Source organism: Oceanococcus sp. HetDA_MAG_MS8, assembly GCA_019192445.1.
Lineage (GTDB): Bacteria > Pseudomonadota > Gammaproteobacteria > Nevskiales > Oceanococcaceae > MS8.
Genome location: JAHCMK010000017.1, coordinates 1 through 7,820, shown reverse-complemented (window position 1 = coordinate 7,820; position 7,820 = coordinate 1). Strand labels below are relative to the sequence as shown.

Sequence of the window (7,820 nt, the reverse complement as noted above, 5' to 3'; positions counted from 1 at the left end):
CATGGAAACTTTCGCGGTGCTGCGCGCCGCCAGGGATTTCGCGAGGCGATGCGGGCGGCCGGCCTTTCGGATACGCGGATCCTGCGGGTCGGCAAGCCGCCCCTGACCATCGAGGACGGCGCCGAAGCGACCAAAGTCCTCCTGGAGCGGTTTCCCGACACCGACTGCGTCTTCTGCGTGTCGGACGTGCCCGCCTTCGGCATGCTGTCGGCGCTGACGGCGCTCGGACTGAACGTCCCCGGCGACATCGGCCTCGCCGGTTTCGGGGACTTCGAAGTGTCGCGCTTCGCGTCCCCGTCGATCACCACCGTCGTCGTCGACCCGAAGCGCATCGGCGGCGAGGCGGGACGCCTGATCGGGCGGCTCCTCGCCGATGGCGTCGCGCCGCAGCAGATCACGCTGGCTGATCCGTCCCAGGCGATGCTTGCGCGCTGTGCAGACCTTCCTGTGCGCCGCTCCTTGAGCCGCTTGGAGGACCTACCCTTTCAGGATGGTGCCTACGCCATCGTCACCTGCGCCTGGGCTCTGGAGACAGTGCCCGACCCCATAGAGGCCTTGTAGGAGCTTTGCCGGGTCCTGCGGCCGCGGGGCGTGCTGTGCTTGACGTTTTGCGCCGATAAACCGCCATTGGGCCTGATGGACTGGTTCATGCGGCTCGCGCTGACGCGGCGCGGAACTGGGCGCTTTCTGCGCATCGGCCATGTGCGGGCTCTGCTCGAAAACCTTCTGATGGATGACGTGCGGGTGCTGCCGACGGCAGGTCCCGCCGCAACGCTCATTGCGCGCCGTAGCCGGGGCTAGGCGCGCGAACCTGTCCGCTTGGCCAGGCCGATTCAATACCCGAACCCTCAATCCCCTCCCTTGAATGTAAAAATGGAAAGACCAATGACGACGTCCCAACTCCCCCTGACCCACGAACGCAATCAGCCGGAGCTTTACGGGCATCTGGGCAAGACCCATTTGCTCATGGCGAACCACGGCCTTGATCACACGCTATCGGTTCTGATCGAGCTTCGGGCATCGCAAATCAATCAGTGCGCTTACTGTGTGGTCATGCACCTGGAGCAGGCCAGAAAAGGTGGCGTGCCCCAAGAAAAGCTCGATGCGCTGGTTGTTTGGCACGACGTTGAGCTGTTTTCGGATGCCGAACGTGCGGTGCTCGCGTGGACCGAGGCGCTGACCTACCTTGATCGGCAAACCGATCTGTCATCCCTGCGATCGCAGTTGCGCGCCCATTACTCTGACGAGGAGATTGCGGTGATCACCGCCGATGTGGGTATGATCAACCTTTGGAACCGGGTTCAGAGATCAAAGCACTAGTCTGCAGCAACAATGCACCTGTGCACCGCTGATGGACCGTCAGATCTGAGATACGGTGACCGGTATGCCGAGCCAAGGAAACAAAATCATGAATTCAAAATCCGCTACCTTGCACATGCTGTGTGGGAAGGTTGCCGCAGGAAAATCAACACTGGCAGCAAAGCTCGCGGGCGCCAGCCAAACCGTTTTGATCGGCGAGGACGCTTGGCTGCATTTGCTGTACGCAAATGAAATAAAAACACTGCGCGACTTCCAGCACCGCAGTCTGCAATTACGCGAGGCGATGGCGCCGCATATCGCCTCGCTCCTGCGCGCTGGCCTGTCTGTTGTGCTCGACTTTTATGCCAATACGATCGAAAGCCGGGTTTGGATGCGCGGGATAATCGAGGAGACCAGCGCAGCGCATGTTCTTCACGTCATGACGCCCCCAGACGCTGTGTGTCTTGCCCGGCTGAGGCAACGCAATGCGTTTGGCACTCATGAATTTCAGGTGACTGAAGACCACTTTCGCCAAGTCGCCGAGCACTTCGTTGCTCCCAAACCAGAAGAGGGTTTCAATATTGTTTTACACACCTAGTTACATTTCTCGATGATTGGTCGCTTACTTGCATCCCACCAAGCCAAAAATCGGGGTGGGGCCGCTGAGTATCAGATAAACGCTATATCCAGCATTCGCATGTCCGCTCTGCCATCAACTGGGACTGGGTCTCCAAAACCCTACGTGCTTGGAAACTCAACAACAGTCGTTTTTGATTGCCGCACCGCGCCTGGATTATGTCCGCTTTGCCGCCAATCGCGGCCCTGGCACCCAGTACGGCGTCAGCACCGACGGCAGCGAGCCAAGACGCGTCTTTTCCGTTCCGACTGGCGCTCCTGTGCTAGTGCGCGGAACGCACTGGCCGGAGCCCCCTATGTCCGGTCTTCTTCACCGGTCACCGCCTATGGAGGGCCTAAACCAGGCGCGTTTCGTTCTAGTGCTGGATCCCTTTTGGCAGATAACGCAAAAGCCAGTTGATCTTGGCCCGCACTAGACCAAAATTATTTCAGGTATAGGTTAGATCGCGCCCGGCGCTTGAGCCCCAAAGGTTTAACGTCACATTTTCCACCGGGAGAATGGGATCTCTATAGCTCGATATTTTCTGCTAGCTCCAAAGCGTCTTCTACCTCGACACCCAAGTAGCGAACGGTGCTGTCGATCTTGGTGTGACCGAGTAGGAGCTGCACCGCTCTTAGATTACCGGTCTTCCGGTAGATCAGCGTCGCCTTGGTTCTGCGCATCGAGTGAGTTCCGTAAGCTGAGCATCGCAGACCGATTGAATTAACCCAGTCGTCTACGAGACGGGCGTACTGGCGTGTCGAGAGGTGGCGGTTGCAATCCTTCCGGCTTGGAAACAGCCAGTCATACTGCTCCAGTCCTTTGAACTCACACCAATCGCGGATCGCTTCACGGGACTGATCCATGATCTCGAATTGGACCGGATTGCCAGTCTTCTTCTGAATGATCTTGGTTCGGCTCCGAATCTCGCCACCTGTGCGAACGTCAGAGACCCTCAAGCTCAACAAGTCGCAGCCGCGCAGTTTGCTGTCGAGCGACAGATTGAACAGGGCCAGATCACGCTTCTTATTGGCGATTTGAAGTCTGACCCGGATGGCTCAAACCTCACGCGGCTTGAGCGGCGGTTTTTGCCCGACGAGTTTACCTTTATTCCAATGGCGACATAGGGCGGCATACTGGAGTATGACAGCCATGGCTGATCTCCTTTCCTCTAAAGATCAGCATTGAACCATGGGATGAAGCTAACGTCCGCTTTTGCCGCCCTAGCAGCGTGGTGCCGAGCTGCCGCTTCATATTAGAAGCTGAAATCGGACGCCCGATCGTTATCGCGCTTGTTCTGTTATCAAGCCCTATCGCTTGACACTGGCCTTCTTTGAACTTCGATAGACCAATCGGGCACGTAAACGGAGGCGGTTGCCAACAATGTACTCAGCAACGAAAATCGTTGTGATTACCGAGCGTTCCATTCTAGAGGGCATCGCCGACTTGCTGGCCGAGCACGGTGCGACGGGCTACACCTACACCTCGGCTGGCGGAAAGGGCAGTCGCGGAAAGAGGCGCAACGATAGGGCGCCTCAAGTTGCTGGGGTTTTGGAGAACATCAAGATCGAGGCTATCGTTTCAGATCACGACGTTGCAGAGCGAATTACCGAGGCCATCGTTGACGCTTATTTCGACAACTACTCAGGCATCACTTATGTCGAGCCGGTCGAAATTCTGAGGCCGGGAAAGTTCCAGATTTGAGTGGTCAACCCTGACAGAGGACTGGCGCGAGTTAAAACACAAGTTCAGCCAATGCGATGAAGAACGGGATCCCCAGACCTATGGCGATGGGGGTACCGACGCTTGTTGATGAACCGATGTAGCTGGAAGGGTTGGCGCTTGGAATCCCCGCTCGTAGTGTCGGCGGGCCGGAAATGTCGGATGACGAGCTGGCTAAAACCGCCAACAAGATCACACCGCCAGGGCTGAACCCGGTTACGAGATGGATCAAGTAACCGAGGCCAAAAGCAATCAATCCGTGAACAAGCGGCATGACAGCAGCGTATACGGCATACCATTGGGCCACCCGCCGAAGCTCGTTCAAGCGCTGCCACGCTTCCATTCCCATGATCAGCATGAGCACCGACAGCAGCCCCCGGAAGAGAGGGTCATAGAACGTGTCAAAGACACGTCCCGGGTTGGTGAAGAGCCCAAGAAGTAGGCCGAGCAGCAAGGCTGATAGCGCTGCCCCCTGCAAGCTGTCTTTCACAATTGACCAGGTACTAACGCGCCTGCCCCTCTTTGCGCCTTCCTTTTCCGAGTGCAGGCGCGCCAAAACGATGGCCAATACCAGCGCCGGGATATCCATAAATGGATAGAGCGCCGGCACCCACGCCTCGTACGCGATCCCGTCTTGCTCCAACAACACCATGGCTGCACCGAGCGTCGAGGCGCTGACAGCTCCAAACAGACCGGCGGTTGCGATGGCATCGTCGCGCTTGATGCCCGGCATTCGAGCAAGCGTGACGAGTCCAAGAATGACGATGCCACCCCCAACGAAAACCGCAGCAAGGGCGGGCAGGATCATATCCGCTAGATTTGCGTCACGGATTTCCATGCCTCCGTTGAGGCCTATGCGCATGAGCAACATGAAAACCGCGAACTTGTAGATGGCGTCGGGAATGACCAGCTTCGATCCAGACGCCGCCAGTAAGACGCCGCCGATAAGAAAAGCCAAGGTTGGAGATTGGAACTGGCTGACAACGCGCAATCCGAACTCAGCTACGATCTCCAAAGCAACCTCATTCGTTTTCGTTGAGCCTTAGTGAGCACAGAACTCGCTTCTCGCGCAGTTTCGTTGCAGGTTTTGCGGGCCGGAGGAAGGCCAGGTTTAGAGGCCGCAAGCCGGTTAAGGTGGATGTCCAATTCTTGAATGCAGGGCCAGTAGCGTCCGACAAGAGCAGCTGCCTCGAGTCTAGAAGCAGGGTGGACAGGCTCCGCCTCGAAACAATGAAAAGCCCCAGGGTGTGAACTTGAAAGGCAAGTGAAAATGCTCCGCGAGGTGCTCGATCCCGAATCTGTAGATTGCCGTTTCCATAAACGCGGGATTGGGTACAGCCACGCTAGCCGCTCGATAGTACTTGGCGACATCAAACTCCACCTCGTACAATCCAGCTATAATCCCCTGGCCATCCTGATCTGAATGCGGAAGCACACCGGATGCTGAACAGCTTCCCGATGCGATGAGCTCACGCGTCTCTGCCACACGCCAAAGGCGAATCTGTAGGCCCTCGGCCGGAATGCCGCGAGCAATGTCGACACAGTGGATGGAGATTCCCCCGACAGCAGCATCTGCTTGTTCAGGCATTGATTTGTCTCCTTGTCGCGCTCGCACCTGATCGAGAGTCTGGGCTCAATCAGCAAACCGCAAACTACCTGAACCTCGGTAACCTCCGCGGTCTTCATCTAGCCGAATACCTCGAGACCGACGCCGTGCGGTTCTTGTTGCGGTGACGCTGCAATACGTTAAGTTATATCGTAACGCCACTCCAGGTGGCATCCCAGAGCGCAATGCGGTGATGGATGGCCTTGAGCAGCGAACTCACCTTTTGGCCTGCCCAAAGAGGGCAAGTCGATCCGCTCAGTCGTTCATTTCAGGCCGTTCGAAACCTTAACAGCGCACTAGATGCCAGGCGAGATCGTGCCGACCTAAGACCCAACGATAGTGCGGCAATCTCAAAAAGAGAGGCCGTCGTTTGACTGATACTTGTGTCTGTTAGCGGGAAAGAAACAACATGACTGTGCTCACCACCCACGTAGGATCCTTGCCGCGATCGCAAGAGGTTGTCGATTTCTTATTCGCTCGCGAGAGGGGCGAGCATTATGATCAATCACAGTTTGACGCTGCCATGTCCAAAGCCGTGGATGAAACCGTTGCTCGTCAAGCAAGTGTGGGGATCGATATCGTCAGCGATGGTGAGACCTCGAAAATCTCCTACTCTACGTATGTGAAGGATCGTTACAGCGGCTTTTCCGGGGACAGCCCCCGCAGCGCCCCAGCTGACCTGAAGCTGTTCCCAAGCTTTATGGAGCGGCTGTCCAACAGTGGTGGAACGCCGACCTATTCTCGTCCGCAGTGCACGGGTGAGATCAGATCACTCGGCAATGACGATCTCGACAAAGATATCGCCAACCTGAAGGGCGCCATGGAGACGCATGGAGTGAAGAGGGGCTTTATGAATGCTGCTTCGCCGGGTGTGGTAGCACTCTTCTTGCCCAACCAGCATTACCCATCTCGCGAAGCTTACCTTGAGGCCTTGGGCGATGCTTTGAAGCCTGAATATGAGGCGATCGTTGCGAGCGGGCTTGACGTTCAACTGGACTGTCCAGACCTAGCTTTGTCGCGGCAGATGCTCTTTTCTGAGCTGACTGACGATGAGTTCATTAAAATAGCAGAGTTCAACGTTGAGGTCCTAAATCACGCGCTGCGCGATATCCCGAGCGATAAGGTGCGCGTGCATGCCTGCTGGGGCAACTATGAGGGCCCACACGTTTTGGATATTGCCATGGATAAGGTGTTCAGAACGCTGATGTCCATCAATGCACGCTACCTGTCTTTTGAGAACGCCAATCCGCGTCATGCCCATGAGTGGAAGGTGTTTCGCGAACGAAAGAAAGAAATCCCCGAAGACAAGGTCCTTATGCCGGGTGTTATCGATTCCACGACAAACTTCGTAGAACATCCTGAGTTGGTTGCTGAACGGATCGGCCGTTTCACTGACATCGTTGGCGAAGACCGAGTGATCGCGTGTAGCGATTGCGGGTTTGGTACCTTCGCTGGATACGGCGCAGTTGATCCTGAAATCGCGTACGCGAAGCTTGAGTCGATGGCGGAAGGGGCATCGTTGTCCGTTGCCCAAGCTGCTTAGCGTACACTGCGAGCCTGGTGGTTAGCACTGGGAGAGGCATGATGCTTGAGCCATCTAGCGCGACCACCTTCATCAAGGGCGCAACCATACTTGCTATGGGGGGCGAGCATGGGGATCGCCCTTTCACAGGTGACCTTCTTATCAAAGGCAACGCCATAGCAGAGGTGGGCCCAGATCTGGCGCCGCCGCGATCCGCCACGGTGATGAACGGCGAAGGCAAGCTGGTCATGCCGGGGCTCGTCAACGCACACACGCATTCCAGTGAGACGTTCTTCCGCGGCCGGTATGAGGGGATGCCACTCGAACTCTGGCTGCTCTACGCGTACCCTTTACTCCTCGGGACGATCCTGCCACCACGCCTCATATATCTGCGTTCTCTTCTTCTAGCGATGGAAGCGCTCAAGAGTGGCGTGACACTGATGTGTGACGATTTCTTCGATCCACCGCATCATGATCACGAGCGTCTGGCGATGGTCTTTCGGGCCTATGATGAGATTGGCATACGGGCCAATGTATCGAGCGCGGTGATGAACATTCACCCGTTAGACACCTTGCCTTATGCCCGCGATCTCGTGCCAGCTGATCTGCAGGCGGAACTCGACCTTGGCCCGATGATCAGCGCCGACGCGTACATTGACTACGCAAAGGAGGCCTTCGCACGGTTCCACGAGGAAGACGGGCGGCTGCGCTTCATGATTGCGCCATCTGCGCCACAACGCTGCACACCAGACCTCCTGCAGGCGTGTAGCGCATTGGCGCTGGAGCGTCAGGTGCCGTTTCATACCCATGTCCATGAAACCAAAACGCAGGCCGTCACGGGTCCCGAACTCTATGGCATGAGCTTGGTTCAATACATGAAGGACCTTGGCGTACTGACCCCAAACGTGGCCATCGCCCATTCAGTTTGGATGAATGAGGACGACATCGAACTGCTTGGTGAAGCCGGGTGCTCTGTTGCCCACAATGCCGTATCAAACCTCAAACTGGGCGCAGGCATCGCTCCCATTCGCCGGTTGCTCAACGCCGGCGTCGTC

The 7,820-nt window shown here is 56.8% G+C and carries 10 protein-coding genes and 1 pseudogene; 8 read left to right on the top strand and 3 right to left on the bottom strand.

All coding sequences use genetic code 11. The features are described 5' to 3' along the window. The 5 genes from KI787_15620 to KI787_15600 form a co-directional block, all read left to right on the top strand. On the top strand, positions 1 to 561 hold a 561-nt coding region (locus KI787_15620), incomplete at its 5' end, for a substrate-binding domain-containing protein (protein ID MBV6631383.1). A gap of 87 nt (positions 562 to 648) precedes the next feature. Next, positions 649 to 801, top strand: coding sequence for a hypothetical protein (locus tag KI787_15615; protein MBV6631382.1), 153 nt, complete (start codon positions 649 to 651; stop codon positions 799 to 801). 84 nt (positions 802 to 885) lie between these two features. Next, positions 886 to 1,320 carry a carboxymuconolactone decarboxylase family protein gene (locus tag KI787_15610; GenBank protein MBV6631381.1) on the top strand — a complete coding sequence of 145 codons (435 nt, stop codon included), beginning with the start codon at positions 886 to 888 and terminating at the stop codon, positions 1,318 to 1,320. A 64-nt stretch (positions 1,321 to 1,384) separates the two neighbouring features. Beyond that, the gene (locus KI787_15605) at positions 1,385 to 1,897 is read left to right on the top strand and encodes an ATP-binding protein (GenBank protein MBV6631380.1); all 513 of its coding nucleotides are present in this window, start codon (positions 1,385 to 1,387) and stop codon (positions 1,895 to 1,897) included. Between the two features lie 148 nt (positions 1,898 to 2,045). Next, entirely contained in the window at positions 2,046 to 2,351 is a 306-nt protein-coding gene (locus KI787_15600) for a DUF1826 domain-containing protein (protein ID MBV6631379.1), read from the top strand. 91 nt (positions 2,352 to 2,442) lie between these two features. Here the strand turns inward: KI787_15600 and KI787_15595 are convergent. Then, a pseudogene (locus tag KI787_15595) lies at positions 2,443 to 3,069 on the bottom strand (tyrosine-type recombinase/integrase). Between the two features lie 229 nt (positions 3,070 to 3,298). Between KI787_15595 and KI787_15590 the strand changes: the two are divergent. After that, on the top strand, positions 3,299 to 3,619 hold the full coding sequence (locus KI787_15590) for a hypothetical protein (protein ID MBV6631378.1): 321 nt from the start codon (positions 3,299 to 3,301) through the stop codon (positions 3,617 to 3,619). A 31-nt stretch (positions 3,620 to 3,650) separates the two neighbouring features. On the opposite strand, the gene KI787_15585 is transcribed toward KI787_15590, so the two are convergent. Together KI787_15585 and KI787_15580 are read right to left on the bottom strand one after the other, a co-directional pair. Next, positions 3,651 to 4,652, bottom strand: coding sequence for a sodium-dependent bicarbonate transport family permease (locus tag KI787_15585; GenBank protein MBV6631377.1), 1,002 nt, complete (start codon positions 4,650 to 4,652; stop codon positions 3,651 to 3,653). Between the two features lie 180 nt (positions 4,653 to 4,832). Then, positions 4,833 to 5,225, bottom strand: a complete 393-nt coding sequence (locus tag KI787_15580; GenBank protein MBV6631376.1) for a hydroxyisourate hydrolase — start codon at positions 5,223 to 5,225, stop codon at positions 4,833 to 4,835. Between the two features lie 427 nt (positions 5,226 to 5,652). Here KI787_15580 and KI787_15575 point away from each other — a divergent pair, with 427 nt between their 5' ends. Then, positions 5,653 to 6,786 carry a cobalamin-independent methionine synthase II family protein gene (locus KI787_15575; GenBank protein MBV6631375.1) on the top strand — a complete coding sequence of 378 codons (1,134 nt, stop codon included), beginning with the start codon at positions 5,653 to 5,655 and terminating at the stop codon, positions 6,784 to 6,786. Positions 6,787 to 6,827: 41 nt separating this feature from the next. Beyond that, a partial coding sequence (locus KI787_15570) for an amidohydrolase family protein (protein ID MBV6631374.1) occupies positions 6,828 to 7,820 on the top strand: 993 nt, incomplete at its 3' end.

Coding starts and splice junctions, on each gene's coding strand:
- KI787_15590 (MBV6631378.1), top strand. CDS start 3,299: ATGTACTCAGCAACGAAAATCGTTGTGATTACCGAGCGTTCCATTCTA.
- KI787_15605 (MBV6631380.1), top strand. CDS start 1,385: ATGCCGAGCCAAGGAAACAAAATCATGAATTCAAAATCCGCTACCTTG.
- KI787_15610 (MBV6631381.1), top strand. CDS start 886: ATGACGACGTCCCAACTCCCCCTGACCCACGAACGCAATCAGCCGGAG.
- KI787_15615 (MBV6631382.1), top strand. CDS start 649: ATGCGGCTCGCGCTGACGCGGCGCGGAACTGGGCGCTTTCTGCGCATC.
- KI787_15575 (MBV6631375.1), top strand. CDS start 5,653: ATGACTGTGCTCACCACCCACGTAGGATCCTTGCCGCGATCGCAAGAG.
- KI787_15580 (MBV6631376.1), bottom strand. CDS start 5,225: ATGCCTGAACAAGCAGATGCTGCTGTCGGGGGAATCTCCATCCACTGT.